We start from the raw sequence: 12,995 nt of genomic DNA on the forward strand, positions 1-12,995 counted from the left end.
GCCGCCCCGTGGCTCGGGCACCAGCACACAAGGACTCGACCGGGAGGTCACGCATCGCCGTGACGCCCGGTCTTCTGCGACGGGGCAGTTCCCGGAAGGTGCGGCCGGCGACGTGCAGCCGCAGGCTGCGTCAGGCTTGCCTCCACAGTGGGCATTCGTGCTGGTCGTGGCGCTGTCGAAAGAGCGCGGTCGGCAAAATGCATCCATGAGCATGGTTAGAACATGTGTCCAAAAGTTGGATGATCTATTTAAGGAGATCCTAGAATGTGGACAACGAGGGGGTCGGTCCACATTGCTCTCCGTGACCTCAAGATCAGCGTCGTATGGTCGCCTAGACTCTGATCTCGGCACGTCAACGTGAGGTGCCTGCGCAAAAGACAGACCCCGAGCGCGGACGTTCCGTGACCGTAGGTCTGGACGTCGAGCCGGGGTCCGTTCTCATTGGCGTGAGGCGGCTACGGTAACAGGCTTCAGTCGTCCCGTGTGGGCGATTGGTCCTTCTCGGCGTTTGGCGCAAACGTTATGAGGAGGTGTTGCCATGACGGCAGCAGTCGGAACGCGGGCGCGGACGGGCGAGCGTTGCCCGGAGAGCGGTGTCTGGAAGGTCGTGGGCACTCCGTCTACGACGGCCCCCATCGCGAAGGGCAACGTCATGCCGCCGTACAACGGTCAGGCCGTGACGTGGGAGCTCATCCGCCTCGCCTGATGAGCATGTGACTCGGGGCTGTCTACCTTGCTGGTAGATGGCCCCGAGTTCTGTCCGGCTACTCGCCCTTGAGGATGTCTCCGTGCTCGTACCGGAGCTGCGTCAGCAGCAGGCTTCCCAGGCCGAGCACCCCGAGGGCATAGCGCTTGGCATCGTCCCGCGTCTGAATCCGGTGTCGGTCGACGTTGCTCAGCGCCTGGGCGAAGCCCACGCCGAGCGCCCGCCACCCCTCTCGCTCGCTGGCCTGCCGGCCGAGCCGGTAGTCGCTGGCGTCCCCGAACACCTCCGAGTAGAGCTGCTTGCCGACCAGGTTGTTGCCCTTGACGTCGGTGGGGCTCCCCGTCCAGCCGCGGATCTGGTTCTCTACGAAGATGGCCGTCTGGCTGGCGACCTTCTCCCACTCGCCATCTTCGACCTGGGTCTTCACGTGCGCCCACAAATCAGGGTCGTACGCGTGCTCGTCCACCGGCTCGTCGCCGCCCACAAGGCCGAGCTCCCAGATGGCGGCATCGATCAGCTCACAACCCCTTCGGACGCCTCCTTGCCGAGCTTGGTCAAAGGAGGATCGGGGGGTGCTTGAGCTGTAGACGCTCAGTGCATACCGGATCTTGTCGAAGCGCTCGATCAGATGATTGTCGGCCCCTAGAGAGCGGACGAAGACCGCCCTGGTCTGAGCCTTCCATGACTCGAAACCGTCGCGACGGGCGAAGAAGGTGGCCTGGGCGGCTTCCTCTTTCAGCCTCTTGAGTTCCTCGATGGCGACAGCAGGGCGCATGGATGCGAGCCTACTTCTCCCCTGCGACATAGACCCCGCGCCCCGGCTGCCCCACGACCAGATCCCGGTCGTGCAGGAGCGAGACGGCGCGGTACGCGGTGGCCACACTGACGCCGAACTGGTCGGCAAGCTCGCTCGTGCTGGGCAGCTTCGTCCCAGGCGTGAGCTCGCCGCTCTTGATCTTCGTGCTCAGTTCGTCGGCAATGCGTCGATATTCGGCAGGTGCAGAGGGCATGGCTTCGTTCCCTTGGTTCGGCCCTGCCATCTGACCATGAACCAACCATCGTCAGCAAGTGATGCAAGAGAGTCACGCGCCGTGGCTTTACCTACGTCAGATAGTGACGTAGTTTGCTCTGTGGCTGCCCTTGGTTCGGCAAACGAAGGTCAGCCCCGTCAGGGCGGCGTGGATCCCGTCGCCCTGACGGTCCACCGTGGCCTGACCGCCGGGAGTTCTGATGAACCGGATCCGCTATGACGACTACCTGATAGCCACCGCGCTGACGCTGGCCCGCCGGCACCGACCGGTCTGGAGTTGGAAGCGCTGGCGCAGGGTGTGCCGCTGCGGCGGGGAACTGCCCTGCCGAGCCCGCCACCGCATCCCGATCAACCGTGGGCACTGGCCCGGCGGTGAGTCGTGATCGAGAGCCGCCAGGTGCCGTTCCTGGTCGAGGTGGCCTGGTTCGTAATCGCTGACCACCGAGTAAAGCCCTGTCACCGCTGTTGCCCGGAAGGCTGGTGCCCGCGCTACGCCGCAGCGCGTTGCCGGCTGCTGGCTTGGCGGCTGGCCGGTGATCCGCGATGAGCCCGCAGCTACCGAAGGCCGGCGACCTGGTGCACGTGACCCGCGCGGCCAGCGTGCAGTTCGTCAACCCGATCATGTGCCGAGTCATCCGGGTTCTCGACTGGATCACTTATGACGGGTGGTGCTGGCTCGACGTGTACCAACTGGACGCCAAGGGCGACGCGGTCGCCCGACGATCGATCTTCGTGCAGCCGGCCGGGCTACAGGTGCAGCGCCCCGCCCCCACGCCCCGCAAGCCGACGCGGTCGGCTGCCATCCCGAACGTGCGGCAAGATCGCCGCCCCGCCGGGGTGCCGGCCACCCCGCAGCGCCGGGCGACGCCTGCTCGGCGTACGGCTGACCACGGGTGACGTGGTGGGGCCGAGGTGGGTCCGGGGCGGGTCGAAGATCAGCCGCTAGAGGTGTTTCTCCTGGCAGATATAGGTGCGCCCGGCAGGATTCGAACCTGCGGCCTTGGGATTAGAAGTCCCCTGCTCTATCCGCTGAGCTACGGGCGCGCGCTGGTGGGTGTCGCGCCAAGAGGGTACCGCCGCGCCGAGGGTGCCCGGCGCGACGGGGCGGCCCGTCGACGCGCGTTCAGCGTCGCACGGCCCGGTGCCGGCGGGCACCCCTGTTTCGCCCGGTCAGCCCGCTGCGGCGGCCTCCGCGCTCGACGTGGTCGCCTCCGCAGGCGGCCGGCTGGCCGGCACCCCGGGCGTCGGCTGGTCGGTCGACTCCTCGGCCGGCGGTGCGCCGCTCGACCCCTCGGATGTCGGCTCCTCGGGCGTCGGGCCGGCGGCGAGGAACGCCTCCGCCCACCGGCCCACCTCGACGAAGACCTTCTCCCGCACGGCGGGACCGGAGAGGGTCAGGTCGTGCATGCCGCCGTCGAAGCGGGCCAGGGTCACGTGCCGACCGAGGCGGGGCGCCCAGCGGACCATGTGCTCCACGTCCAGGACGGCGTCGGCCAGGGTCGCCGAGTCGTGCCACTTCGTGCCCCGGAAGGTGCGGGTCGAGCAGGCCAGCAGCACCGGCACCGGGATGTCGAGGCCGGCGCGGAGCTGCCGCTGACCGGCGCGGACCGCGTTCAGCCAGCCGGCCCGGACCGGGAACCCGGCGAGCGGCTTCCACGCCAGGTCGTACGTCCACTCGCCCCGATGGTCGGCGTGCAGGCTCTCGCCGTACACGGTGCCGAGGCCGAAGGGGAGGCGGCGGCGCGGCGCGCTGCGGCCCAGGCGCGAGACGGCGGCCGCGAGGGGTCTGCGGACCACCCAGGGGGCGTTGATGTCGAAGAAGGGGCTGTTGAGCACGAGCCCGTCGACGATGCCGGCGTCGCGTCGGGCGTGCGCCCAGAGGGAGATGACGAGGCCGCCGGTCGAGTGGCCCATGACCAGCAGGGTGTCGTGGCCGTCGTCGGTGCGGACGATCTTCGCGGCGGCGTCCAGCTCGGGGAAGTAGTCGCCGAGGTCGCGGCAGAAGTTCGGGGTCTGGTGCGCGAGCAGGCTGCGGCCGTACTTTCGCAGGTCGAGGGCGTAGAAGTCCCAGCCCCGCTCGGCGAAGAAGTCGGCCACGTGGGTCTGGAAGAAATAGTCGACGTACCCGTGCACGTAGAGCACCGCGCGGCGGGTCGGCCGGTCGGCCCGGCGGCGGACCAGGGTCGCGACGACCGGGCCCTCGTCGTCGGTGCCCAGGTCGATCGTCTGCCGCTCGTACGGCGGCCCCAGCACATCCGGTTCCACGACCGCGACGGTACGCCCGCAAGCTACCCGACGGTAGCCCCGCCGGGGAGATGGCGGCCCGCCGTGGCGGACACCACCTCCCCGGCGGGGATCGGATCAGGCGGTCTCGGCGTCGGCCCGGGGCGCGTCGCTGCCGGTGTCGGCGTCGGTGTCGTCCAGCTCGGTGCCAGGCAGGCCCGCCTCGGGCTGGCCGGTGTCGCGCAGCCGCTTGTTGTTGCGCGGCTCCTGCCGGGTCTTGGCGTCGTTGAGCCGGCGGCGCAGGTCGTCGCGGACGTCGTTGAGCGCGGCGTGCAGGTCCTCCTCGGCGGAGGTGGTGACGATCTTCTGCCGACCGGCGATCCAGCACTCCAGGGTGACCTTCTGCCCCCGCGCCTCCCGGTCCTTCACCGACACCTCCAGCTCGGTGGCGTCGGCGTGGAAGCCGGCTAGCCGGGCGTCGAGGGTGGCGAACTGCTCGGCGATCCAGTTCCGGTCGCCCTGGGAGAATCCGGCCCCGACGCGCAGGCACTCGGCCACGGTCGCGGGGTTCGCCACGGCGCTCATCGCTGCGCCTCGCCGTCCGTGCGGACGGAACCGGTCGTACGGGGTCGGCAGGAAGTCATGTCCCGTGGCCTTTCTGATCGGACGGCGTGCCGTCGGTGGTGCTCGCTTGATCAAAGCTGTACCCAGTCACGGGCCGTCCGGAAACGCCTCTGGCGGGTCGCCCGTGCCGCTTTCCCGCCGGGGCCTAGCACATCCGAGCTTGATCAGGTCTTTGTCCACAGGCCGTCGGCTTGTCCACAGGCGGCGGCCTCGCGGTGGCGGCGGGCTGGCCGGGGCGGCCAGTGTCGGCGGCGAGTCGACTCACGATGGCAACCCCGATCTCTTCTTGGAGGGACGATGTTCGATACCTACGTAACGGTCGTCGGCAATGTTCTGACGGCGCCGGAGTGGCGGCGTACCACCCAGAGCGGCACGCTCGTGGCCAACTTCAAGGTGGCCTCCACCGCCCGCCGGCTCGACCGGGGCAGCGGCCGGTGGGTCGACGGCAACAGCCTCCGCGTCCGCGTCAACTGCTGGCGGAAGCTGGCCGAGGGGGTGGCCGCCTCCGTGATGGTCGGCGACCCGGTGGTGGTCGCCGGGCGGCTCTACACGCGCGACTGGACCGACGACGCGGGCAACCACCGCACGGTGTACGAGCTGGAGGCGGTCGCCGTCGGCCACGACCTGTCCCGAGGGCGTGGGCGGTTCCTGCGCAACCGGCCGAACGTGGCCACCAGCACGGTCGAGGACGCCGAGGCGGAGAGCCGGGTGCACGGCGAGCCGACCGAGCGGGTCCCGCGCGGGCAGGCCCCCAGCGGGCCGGAGGACCGCCCCTACGACGAGGACTTCGAGCCGGACGACTTCGCCCCGGCCCGCGCCTCCTTCGACCCGCGTGGCTTGGACGAACTCGACGAACGGGACGACCTGGACGACGGCTCCGGCGACGACGACGGGCTCGGTGAGGACGACGGGTTCGACGCCAGTGGCGGGATCGGCGGGTTCGGTGGCAAGGACGGGGGCGGCGGGTTCGGCGGCAACGGCGGGCTCGGTGAGGACGGCGGGATCGGCGGCGGTGCCGGCGCGGATGGCGCCCTTGGCTCGGGTGGCTCGGGTGGCGCTGGTCGCCCGTTCGGCGGGGTGGACGCGTTCGGCGACGACGAGGAGCTGACCGGGGCGGGCGTGGCCGGTGCTGGCCCGTCCCCGTCCGGCGGCCCGCTGCCGTCCCCGTCCGGCGGCCCGCTGCCGTCCCCGTCCGGCGGCCCGCTGCCGTCCCCGTCCGGCGGCCCGCTGGGCCTGTCCGGGCACGACGGGCTGTCCGCCGGGGCCGGATCCGACGGCTCCGCGCCGTCCGGCCAGGAGGTCGGCGAGGAGGCTGGCGGCGGGACCGACGGGGTGACCCCGACCCGGCGCGGTCGGCGGGGTCGGGGCCGGGTCGGCGCACCGGCCTGACGGCCCGGCGGCGGACGCCAGTTGGGGCGAGGCACGCCAGTTGGGGCGAGGCACGCCGGCTGGGGCGCGGCACGCCGGCCGATGCCGGCACACCGGCCGGGGCGCGGCACGGGGCGCGTGCCGGTCGGGCCCGGCACGGGGCGGGTTCGGGCCGAAGGAGTGATCATGTCGGGGATATGGCGGTGTCCTGGCGCTGGGATACCGCCATGTCGCCGACATGACGTCGCCCAAGCGGGTCGCCCCGGCGGCGCGCCCGCCCCCGCCCCGGCCCGCCCCGCCCCGGCCGGCCCAGGCCCGGCGCCGATCCGGGCGGCATGACGCCGCTCCGCTGGGGAGCGGCGGCTAGGCTGCCGGCCGGAGGTGGTGCCAGGTGCGGCAGTCGATCGCCGTGGCAAACGCGGCAGGGCTGGTGGCGGGGTACGCGCTGGACTCCCTCCTCGGCGACCCGCGACGCTGGCATCCCGTGGCCGGGTTCGGCCGGGCGGCCGGGGCGCTGGAGCGGCGCGTCTACCGGCCGGACCGGGCAGCCGGTGCGGCGTTCACGGCGCTCGCCGTGGGCGTGCCGGTGCTGGTCGGGGCGGCGGCGACGGTGGGCACCCGGCACCGGCCGGTCGCTCGGGCAGTGCTGGTGGCCGCCACCACCTGGACGGTGCTCGGCGGGCGCACCCTGCGCCACGAGGCGAAGGTGATGGGTCGCGCGTTGCGCGGCGGGGACGTGCCGGCGGCCCGCCGCCGGTTGGGGCACCTGTGCGGGCGGGACCCGTCGATGCTGGACGAGCCCGAGTTGGCACGTGCCACCGTCGAGTCCGTCGCCGAGAACACCTCCGACGCGGTGGTCGCCCCGTTGCTGTGGGGGGCGGTCGCCGGGCTGCCCGGCCTGCTCGGCTACCGGGCGGCGAACACGCTCGACGCGATGGTCGGTCACCGGTCGCCGCGGTACGCCCACTTCGGCACCGCGTCGGCCCGCCTCGACGACCTGCTCAACCTCGTGCCGTCCCGGCTGACCGGCCTGCTCACCGTCGCCGTGGCCCCGACGGCGCACGGCGACCGGGGGCGGGCCTGGCGGGTGTGGCTGCGCGACCGTGACGACCATCCCAGCCCGAACGCAGGGCAGTGCGAGGCGGCGATGGCGGGCGCGCTCGGCGTGCGGCTGGGCGGGCGCAACGTCTACTTCGGGCGGTCGGAGGTGCGGCCGTACCTCGGGGACGGGCCCCGTCCGGAGGCGCGGCACCTGAAGCGCGCGGCACGGATCTCCGGGGCGGTGGGGCTGGCCGCGCTCGGGCTGGCCGCCGCCTACCCGGTGACGGTCGGCCGGCTGGTCGGCGCGGCGGCGAGGACCGTGCTGAGGAGGACCACCGCGGCGGGCGCTGCTGTGGCGGGGACCGCGCTGAAAAGGACCGCGGCGGCGGCGGGGACCGCGCTGAGGAGGACCGCGGCGGCGAGGGCGGGCCGGTGGGGCGGGGGAGAGGGCAGGTGAGCCAGGGGCTGCTGGTCGCCGGCACCACCTCCGACGCGGGCAAGAGCGTGCTCACCGCCGGGATCTGCCGCTGGCTGCACCGGCGCGGGGTGAAGGTCGCCCCGTTCAAGGCGCAGAACATGTCGAACAACTCGGCCGTGGTGGTCGGCCCGGACGGGCGGGGCGGGGAGATCGGTCGGGCCCAGGCGATGCAGGCGGCGGCCTGCGGAATCGCCCCCGACCTGCGGTTCAACCCGGTGCTGCTCAAGCCGGGCAGCGATCGGTCCAGCCAGGTGGTGCTGCTCGGCGAGGCCGTCGACACGGTCACCGCCGGCAACTACCACGCCCTGCGACCCCGGCTCGCCGAGGCGGCGTTCGCCGCGCTGGCCGAGCTGCGGGAGGCGTACGAGGTGGTGGTCTGCGAGGGGGCCGGCAGCCCGGCGGAGATCAACCTGCGGGCCGGCGACTACGTGAACATGGGGCTGGCCCGGCACGCCGGGCTGCCCACGATCGTGGTGGGCGACATCGACCGGGGCGGGGTGTTCGCCTCGATGTTCGGCACGGTCGCCCTGCTCGACCCGGCCGACCAGGCGCTGGTCGCCGGTTTCGTGATCAACAAGTTCCGGGGCGACCTCGGGCTGCTCCGGCCGGGGCTGGACATGCTGGCCCAGGTCACCGGGCGCCCCACGTACGGGGTGCTGCCCTGGCACCTGGACCTGTGGCTGGACGCGGAGGACTCGCTCGCGTACGGCCGGGTGCTCGGTCGGCCGGCGGCCCCGCACGGCACGGACTGGCTGGACGTGGCGGTCGTCCGGCTGCCCCGGATCAGCAACGCCACCGACGTGGAGGCGCTGGCCACCGAGCCCGGCGTCCGGGTCCGGCTGACCGTGGAGCCGGCCGAGCTGGCCGCCGCCGACCTGGTCGTGCTGCCCGGCTCGAAGTCCACCGTGGCCGACCTGACCTGGCTGCGCGAGACCGGGCTGGCCGACGCCGTGGCGGCGCACGCGACGGCCGGGAAGCCGCTGCTGGGCATCTGCGGCGGCTTCCAGATGCTCGGCCGGGCCGTGCACGACGAGGTGGAGAGCCGGGCGGGCAGCGTCGCGGGGCTGGGCCTGCTGCCGGTCGAGGTCACCTTCGCCGCGCGCAAGACCGTCCGGCAGGCCGCCGGCACCGCCGCCGCCGACCCGGGCGTCCCGGTCCGGGGGTACGAGATCCACCACGGGCACGTCTCGTCGGCCGACCCGGGGCTGCCGCCCCTGCTGGCGTACGCCGACGGCACCGGCGAGGGGGCCGTGCGCGGCGCGGTGTGCGGCACCCACTGGCACGGGGCCTTCGAGTCCGACGCGTTCCGCCGCCGGTTCCTCACCGAGGCGGCCCGCCTCGCCGGCCGTACCGGGTTCCGGGTGGCCCCGGACACCAGCTTCGCCGCCGCCCGCGAGCGTTCCCTGGACCTGCTCGGCGACCTGGTCGAGGAGCACCTCGACACGGCGGCCCTGTGGCGGCTGATCGAGTCCGGTCCGCCCGCCGGCCTGCCGTTCGTCCCACCCGGAGCGCCGCGCTGACCCGGCCCCCGGCCATCCGGAGCGCCGCGCTGACCCGGTACCCCAGCCATCCAGCGCGTCGCGCCGAACCCACCCGGAACCCGGAGCGCCGCGCCGAAAGGGGCTCCGGCCATGCGGAGCGAGCGTCGCGCCGACCGGCTCCCGGGTACCGCGCCGGCAGTGACGTGTCGCACATGTCCGGACACGCGCAGGTCGGCGACCGCGAGCCGGATCGCGGGTCGCCGCCGCCCCCGTCGGCGGCCGTCGGGGCCCGGCGCGCTCGCTAGGCTGCGCCGATGATCTTCAATCGCAGGGGGAAGCTGGCGGACCGGGTCGCCGACGTCGAGGCGGCCGTGCGCGGGCGTGACGGTGACGCCATGACCAGGGCCGTGGCGCGGGTCTGGCAGGCGGCGCAGCAGGCGTCCGTGGCGGAGCTGGACGCGGTGCTACCCCGGTGCGTGGCGCTGCTGCCGCAGCTCGGCACCGGTGCGGGCGGCCAGTTCTCCGTCCTCTGCGGCGCGCTGGTCGAGCTGGGGGCCCGCCCCGACGAGCTGGTCACCCCGGCCGCCGACGGGCTCGCCGCCGCGCTGGCCGGCGCGCACCGCTTCCGCTCCGGCTGGCAGCGGGTACGCGGCGACGACGCCCTGCCCGACCCCGACGATCCCGCCACGATGGACGACGCGCTCGCCGCCCTGACGGAGGCGTACGACGACGAGGCCGCCGCCATCGACGCGGTCCAGGGCTGGTACGCGGCCGGCACCTGGGCGATGCCCGTGATCACCCTGTTGCAGCAGTCCGCGTCGGTGCGCGCCTCGTTCCCGCACCGGGAGCGGCTGCTGGAGGTCGGTGCCGGGCTGGCCGGCGAGCGGCCCGACCTGGAGTGCGTCCTGGGCCTGCTGCGGGTGCTCGACGGCGAGCGGCTGCTGGTGCTGCACCGGGCCACGGGCCGGGGCTGGCGGGTCACCATCGACGGGGTGGCCGACAACTTCCAGCTGCACACCCTGCTGGCCGGGGCGCTCGCCGGCCCGGCGGAGCGGGGGCTGATCGAGGGGCTGACCGTCGACCCGGCCTGGGTGGAGGTGGCCACCGACGCGCCCGAGGACCGGTTCGGCGGCACCGTCGTGGGCAGCTTCAACCTGGTCGACGGGCACGGCAAGTGGATCTGGAACGAGGGCGCCCCGGCGGACATCCCGCTCTTCGAGGGTGCCCGCGTCGTGGTCCTCGACCCGCCGCCGTACCAGCGGAGCTGGAACAACATCCGGCGGTTCCCGCTGATGTCGGCGGCCCTGACGGTCGACGAGGCGCTCACCGAGGCCGAGGCGGCCCACTGGCTGGGCCGGGTGACCGAGCCGGCCTGACCGCCGCCCGGTCCCAGCACCGCCGCCCGGCCCGAGCACCGCCAGCGGGCGGTCAGTAGCGGATGTCGGCGGGGCGGTCGGACATGGGCAGCCCCGCCTCCCGCCACGCTTCGACGCCGCCGACCAGGTCGGTGGCGCGGTGCAGGCCGAGCGTCCGCAGGCTCGCCACGGCCAGGCTGGAGCTGTAGCCCTGCCGGCACACCACCACGATCTCCCGGTCGTACCCGGTGGCCTCGGGGATGCGCCACTCGCTGGCCGGATCGAGCCGCCACTCCAGCACCGTCCGGTCGATGACGACCGCGCCGGGCAGGTCGCCCTGATCCCGGCGCTGCGCGTCGGTGCGGGTGTCGACGAGCAGCGCGCCGAGGCGTACCGCCTCGACCGTCTCGTGCGGGGTCAGCCGGCGGACCCCCGAACGGGCCTGTTCCAGCAGGGCGTCGATGCCCGGGCTCATCACGTTGTGGCGCACGGCACGATCATGCCTGCGGCCCGGGGACTCCGCGCAACGAAACGGCCTCGGTTCGACCGGACGACGTACGGCCGACGTGCCCGCCGGGGCGGACCGCTAGCGTCGGGGCCGTGGGGGTGCCGGTCGTCGAGACGTACGCCGGGCTGGGCCGGCGGGTGCTGGCCGGGCCGGCGCGGTTGGGGCGTACCCGACTGGTGGCGGTCGACGGGCCGAGCGGCGCGGGCAAGAGCCTCTTCGCGGCGCGCCTCGCGGACGCCCTGGCGGCGCTGCCCGGCGGCGGGCGACCACCGGTGGTGCACACCGACGACCTGCTCGACGGCTGGGCCGACCAGCTCACCTTCTGGTCCCGGCTGGAGCGGTGGGTGCTCGCCCCGCTGCGGGCCGGGCAGCCGGGGTCCTACCGGCGGTACAGCTGGGTGCGGCAACGTTTCCTGCCCGGCGAGGTGCCCGTCCCGCCCGCCGGTGTCGTGATCGTCGAGGGGGTGTCGGCGGCGCGGGCGGCCGTCCGGCCCGAGCTGACCCTGTCGGTGCTGGTCACCGCGCCCGCCGAGCTGCGGCTGACCCGGGCCGTCGCCCGGGACGGGCCGGGGATCCTGCCCGAGCTGCGCCGCTGGCACGTCGGCGAGCGCGCGCACTTCGCCGCCGACGGCACGGCCGACGCGGTCGACCTGGTCGTCGACGGCGCGCCGGACGTGCCGCACGACCCCGGCGCCGAGTACGTCCGCCGCCGGCCTCGGTAAGGCCGGCATACGATGCCGGTCATGACCTCACCGATCATGTCCGACGCCGAGGTGCGGGCCGCCGTCGCGCGGGAACTGCCCGGCGTCCGCGCCGACCTGGAACGACTCGTCCGCATCCCCGGCATCGCCTTCGACGGCTTCGACCACTCGCACGTCGAGCGGTCCGCCGAGGCGGTGGCGGAGCTGCTGCGCGGCTGCGATCTCGACGTGCGGATCGTGCGGTCCGGCGGGCAGCCGGCGGTGATCGGGACGCGGGCCGCCCCGCCCGGCGCGCCGACGGTGCTGCTCTACGCCCACCACGACGTGCAGCCCGTGGGCGACCTGTCGCTGTGGGAGTCCGACCCGTTCGAGCCCGTCGAGCGGGACGGCCGCCTCTACGGCCGGGGCGCGGCCGACGACAAGGCCGGGATCATGGCGCACGTCGCGGCGCTGCGCGCGTTCGGCGACCGGCTCCCGGTCGGCGTGGTGATCTTCGTCGAGGGCGAGGAGGAGTACGGCTCGGACTCGCTGGAGCGGCTGCTCGCCGAGCACCGCGACGCGCTCGCCTCGGACGTGATCGTGATCGCCGACTCGGCCAACTGGGACGTCGGCGTGCCGGCGCTGACCACCTCGCTGCGCGGCATCGTCAACTGCTTCGTGGAGGTCCGCACCCTGGACCACGCCGTGCACAGCGGCATGTTCGGCGGCGCGGTGCCCGACGCGCTGACGACGCTGGTCCGGCTGCTGGCGACGCTGCACGACGACGCCGGGGACGTGGCGGTCGCCGGGCTGTCCGCCCGGGAGGGCGCGACCGTGGACTACCCGCAGGACCGGTTCCGGGCCGAGGCCGGGCTGGTCGACGGCGTGTCGCTCATCGGCACCGGCCGGATCACCGACCGGATCTGGACCAAGCCGGCGCTGGCCGTGCTCGGCATCGACGCCCCGGCCACCGGCGAGGCCCCGAACGCCCTGGTCCCGGCGGCGAAGGCCAAGCTGAGCGTGCGGCTCGCGCCGGGCGACGACCCGCAGCGGGCGTACGCGGCGGTGCGCGAGCACCTGACGAGGCACGCCCCGTGGGGCGCCCGGGTGGCGGTGACGCTGGAGCACGACGGTGCCCCGTGCGTCATCGACGCGTCCGGCCCCATGTTCGACGCGGCCCGCGACGCCTTCCGTACGGCCTGGGACGGCACCGAGCCCGTGGACATCGGCATCGGCGGGTCGATCCCGTTCATCGCCACGTTCCAGGAGATGTTCCCGCAGGCGGCGATCCTGGTGACCGGGGTGGAGGACCCGCACGCCCGGGCACACGGGCCGAACGAGAGCCTGCACCTCGGCGAGTTCGCCCGGGTCTGCGCGGCCGAGGCGCTGCTGCTGGCGAAGGTGGCCGCGGCGGCGGAGCGGGGCCGCTGAGGCGCGGCTGACGCCGCCGGCACGAACCGGAGTTAGGTGACGGAACCGTAACGTCCCAGTTCATCGGGGT

General features: G+C 73.9%; 12 protein-coding genes, 1 tRNA gene and 2 pseudogenes. 9 read left to right on the forward strand and 6 right to left on the reverse strand.

What is annotated here, in order from left to right:
- The first annotated feature begins 538 nt into the window (after positions 1-538).
- Positions 539-706: a hypothetical protein gene (locus ACVMYR_RS29200; RefSeq protein WP_457123352.1), complete on the forward strand. Its 168-nt coding sequence runs from the start codon at positions 539-541 to the stop codon at positions 704-706.
- A 58-nt stretch (positions 707-764) separates the two neighbouring features.
- Here the strand turns inward: ACVMYR_RS29200 and ACVMYR_RS29205 are convergent, their stop codons facing one another.
- Both ACVMYR_RS29205 and ACVMYR_RS29210 read right to left on the reverse strand, forming a co-directional pair.
- A complete protein-coding gene (locus ACVMYR_RS29205) occupies positions 765-1,481 on the reverse strand; it encodes a TIGR02391 family protein (protein ID WP_396789024.1) in 717 nt (238 codons plus the stop codon).
- Positions 1,482-1,491: 10 nt separating this feature from the next.
- Positions 1,492-1,716 carry a GntR family transcriptional regulator gene (locus ACVMYR_RS29210; RefSeq protein WP_396789023.1) on the reverse strand — a complete coding sequence of 75 codons (225 nt, stop codon included), beginning with the start codon at positions 1,714-1,716 and terminating at the stop codon, positions 1,492-1,494.
- A 220-nt stretch (positions 1,717-1,936) separates the two neighbouring features.
- Between ACVMYR_RS29210 and ACVMYR_RS29215 the strand changes: the two genes are divergently transcribed.
- Together ACVMYR_RS29215 and ACVMYR_RS29220 are read left to right on the forward strand one after the other, a co-directional pair.
- The gene (locus tag ACVMYR_RS29215; protein ID WP_117230956.1) at positions 1,937-2,119 is read left to right on the forward strand and encodes a hypothetical protein; all 183 of its coding nucleotides are present in this window, start codon (positions 1,937-1,939) and stop codon (positions 2,117-2,119) included.
- Between the two features lie 160 nt (positions 2,120-2,279).
- Positions 2,280-2,633: a hypothetical protein gene (locus tag ACVMYR_RS29220; protein ID WP_396789022.1), complete on the forward strand. Its 354-nt coding sequence runs from the start codon at positions 2,280-2,282 to the stop codon at positions 2,631-2,633.
- Between the two features lie 74 nt (positions 2,634-2,707).
- Here the strand turns inward: ACVMYR_RS29220 and ACVMYR_RS29225 are convergent.
- The 3 genes from ACVMYR_RS29225 to ACVMYR_RS29235 all read right to left on the reverse strand — a co-directional run bounded on the left by ACVMYR_RS29225 (position 2,708) and on the right by ACVMYR_RS29235 (position 4,544).
- Positions 2,708-2,780, reverse strand: a tRNA-Arg gene (locus ACVMYR_RS29225).
- A gap of 126 nt (positions 2,781-2,906) precedes the next feature.
- Positions 2,907-4,001 carry an alpha/beta hydrolase gene (locus tag ACVMYR_RS29230; RefSeq protein WP_396789003.1) on the reverse strand — a complete coding sequence of 365 codons (1,095 nt, stop codon included), beginning with the start codon at positions 3,999-4,001 and terminating at the stop codon, positions 2,907-2,909.
- 96 nt (positions 4,002-4,097) lie between these two features.
- On the reverse strand, positions 4,098-4,544 hold the full coding sequence (locus tag ACVMYR_RS29235; protein WP_077938645.1) for an HPF/RaiA family ribosome-associated protein: 447 nt from the start codon (positions 4,542-4,544) through the stop codon (positions 4,098-4,100).
- Between the two features lie 336 nt (positions 4,545-4,880).
- Between ACVMYR_RS29235 and ssb the strand changes: the two are divergent.
- The 4 genes and pseudogenes from ssb to ACVMYR_RS29255 all read left to right on the forward strand — a co-directional run.
- A pseudogene (gene ssb, locus ACVMYR_RS29240) lies at positions 4,881-5,486 on the forward strand (single-stranded DNA-binding protein); the annotation flags it as partial.
- Positions 5,487-6,342: 856 nt separating this feature from the next.
- On the forward strand, positions 6,343-7,449 hold the full coding sequence (locus tag ACVMYR_RS29245; protein ID WP_457123353.1) for a cobalamin biosynthesis protein: 1,107 nt from the start codon (positions 6,343-6,345) through the stop codon (positions 7,447-7,449).
- Positions 7,446-8,990 (forward strand): cobyric acid synthase, encoded by a 1,545-nt coding sequence (locus tag ACVMYR_RS29250; RefSeq protein ID WP_457123354.1) that lies wholly within the window; start codon positions 7,446-7,448, stop codon positions 8,988-8,990. Before ACVMYR_RS29245 ends, ACVMYR_RS29250 begins: the two co-directional genes overlap by 4 nt.
- Positions 8,991-9,265: 275 nt before the next feature.
- The gene (locus ACVMYR_RS29255) at positions 9,266-10,327 is read left to right on the forward strand and encodes a hypothetical protein (RefSeq protein WP_457123355.1); all 1,062 of its coding nucleotides are present in this window, start codon (positions 9,266-9,268) and stop codon (positions 10,325-10,327) included.
- A gap of 52 nt (positions 10,328-10,379) precedes the next feature.
- Here the strand turns inward: ACVMYR_RS29255 and ACVMYR_RS29260 are convergent, their stop codons facing one another.
- The gene (locus ACVMYR_RS29260) at positions 10,380-10,781 is read right to left on the reverse strand and encodes a rhodanese-like domain-containing protein (protein ID WP_043966639.1); all 402 of its coding nucleotides are present in this window, start codon (positions 10,779-10,781) and stop codon (positions 10,380-10,382) included.
- A gap of 125 nt (positions 10,782-10,906) precedes the next feature.
- Here ACVMYR_RS29260 and ACVMYR_RS29265 point away from each other — a divergent pair.
- Positions 10,907-11,580 (forward strand): annotated as a pseudogene (locus tag ACVMYR_RS29265) (uridine kinase family protein); the annotation flags it as partial.
- Complete coding sequence (locus ACVMYR_RS29270) at positions 11,573-12,925, forward strand: dipeptidase (protein ID WP_396789160.1); 1,353 nt, start codon at positions 11,573-11,575, stop codon at positions 12,923-12,925. The pseudogene ACVMYR_RS29265 and the gene ACVMYR_RS29270, both read left to right, overlap by 8 nt.
- The last annotated feature ends 70 nt before the right edge of the window (positions 12,926-12,995 follow it).

It is taken from the genome of Micromonospora sp. PTRAS2 (assembly GCF_054052245.1).

Excerpts from the sequence above, each read along its gene's own strand:
- ACVMYR_RS29205 (WP_396789024.1), bottom strand. The coding sequence starts at position 1,481 with ATGCGCCCTGCTGTCGCCATCGAGGAACTCAAGAGGCTGAAAGAGGAA.
- ACVMYR_RS29260 (WP_043966639.1), bottom strand. The coding sequence starts at position 10,781 with ATGAGCCCGGGCATCGACGCCCTGCTGGAACAGGCCCGTTCGGGGGTC.
- ACVMYR_RS29220 (WP_396789022.1), top strand. The coding sequence starts at position 2,280 with ATGAGCCCGCAGCTACCGAAGGCCGGCGACCTGGTGCACGTGACCCGC.
- ACVMYR_RS29255 (WP_457123355.1), top strand. The coding sequence starts at position 9,266 with ATGATCTTCAATCGCAGGGGGAAGCTGGCGGACCGGGTCGCCGACGTC.
- ACVMYR_RS29215 (WP_117230956.1), top strand. The coding sequence starts at position 1,937 with ATGAACCGGATCCGCTATGACGACTACCTGATAGCCACCGCGCTGACG.
- ACVMYR_RS29200 (WP_457123352.1), top strand. The coding sequence starts at position 539 with ATGACGGCAGCAGTCGGAACGCGGGCGCGGACGGGCGAGCGTTGCCCG.
- ACVMYR_RS29270 (WP_396789160.1), top strand. The coding sequence starts at position 11,573 with ATGTCCGACGCCGAGGTGCGGGCCGCCGTCGCGCGGGAACTGCCCGGC.
- ACVMYR_RS29210 (WP_396789023.1), bottom strand. The coding sequence starts at position 1,716 with ATGCCCTCTGCACCTGCCGAATATCGACGCATTGCCGACGAACTGAGC.
- ACVMYR_RS29235 (WP_077938645.1), bottom strand. The coding sequence starts at position 4,544 with ATGAGCGCCGTGGCGAACCCCGCGACCGTGGCCGAGTGCCTGCGCGTC.